Genomic DNA, 1,320 nt, shown 5'->3' with positions numbered 1-1,320 from the left:
CCCTACGTGTCAGGGTTGGGTGAGGCCAGTAGCTAACAGCAAGTCCGCCGTGTGACGTAGGGCGAGGATCAGGAATCATCACCATGTCCAGCCCGTCATTGATCGCCGTGCGCGACGATAGTCGTATGAGTAGTCCCGGACCCCGAGCTGGTGGTCCGACCTCGAGAAGGTCGTTCAGCCCAGCGCAGAAGCTTGCCTATCTGGCTGCGTATGACGCGGCCATCAAAGCCCATGAGGGCGGTGCGTATCTGCGCACCGAAGGGCTCTACTCCTCGCAGATCACGGAGTGGCGAAAGCTGCGTGACGCCGGTGTTCTTGCGGGGAAGAAGCCCGGCGAGAAGATTGGCCGGTTAACGCCGGAGCAAGCGGAAATCGCCCGATTGCGCCGCCAGCTGAGCAAGACCGAGCAGCGGCTGGAAACGACGGGGGTGGCGTTGGAGATCATGTCAAAAATGCACGAGCTACTCGAAAGTCTTTCGAAGAGCTCGCGGGACGAAACACCGCACACGAAGCCGTAATGACCGCCTACCGCGAACTGGCCAGCCGAGGGATCTCGACTCGCGTCGCGGCCGACCTGGTCGGCATCCCTCGAGCGACCGCCACCCGGAAACGACGCATGCCGGTGCGCGGGCCGGCTCCGATTCCGGCGAACAAGATCGGCGACAACGACCGCCGCGAGATTCTTGACGTCGTGAATTCGAAGCCGTTCGTGGACTTGCCGCCGATCCAGATTTACGCGCAGCTGCTGGATGCGGGCACGTACTTGTGCTCCATTTCAACGATGTATCGGGTGTTGAACGAGAATCAGCAGGTCAAGGGCCGCCGCCGCCAGGCACGCCACCCGGCACGGGCGATCCCCGAATTGATCGCCACAGGCCCAGGCCAGGTACTCAGCTGGGATATTACGAAGCTTGCTGGCCCGGTCAAGGGTAAGTACTTCGATGCTTACGTGATGATCGATATTTACTCGCGCTACATCGTCGGCGCGTATGTTCACGCGTCGGAATCGGGCGAGCTGGCGGTGGAGATGATGAAGGATATCTTCGGTAGTCACGGCGTCCCGCAGGTCGTGCACGCTGACCGAGGCACGTCGATGACGTCCAAGACCGTCGCGGCGTTGCTGTCTGATCTGGAGGTCACCAAGTCGCATTCGAGGCCGCGGGTGAGCAACGATAATCCCTACAGCGACGCGTGGTTCAAGACTCTTAAATTCGCTCCGACGTTCCCCGAACGCTTCGGCTCCCTCGCCGACGCGAAGACGTTCATGGCCTCGTTCGTGGATGGTTACAACCACGAACAACGCCATTCCGGGATCGGCCT

Annotated in this window: 1 pseudogene; it reads left to right on the top strand. The window is 61.1% G+C overall.

The annotated features are described in order from the left end of the window. Positions 1–125: 125 nt before the first annotated feature. Positions 126–1,320 (top strand): annotated as a pseudogene (locus E3O11_RS16965) (IS3 family transposase); the annotation flags it as partial.

Origin of the sequence: Cryobacterium levicorallinum (assembly GCF_004402405.1) — a bacterium.
In the GTDB taxonomy this organism is placed as follows: domain Bacteria; phylum Actinomycetota; class Actinomycetes; order Actinomycetales; family Microbacteriaceae; genus Cryobacterium; species Cryobacterium levicorallinum.
The sequence above is the reverse complement of the archived record's forward strand: the minus strand, read 5'-3'. Positions and strand labels throughout refer to the sequence as shown.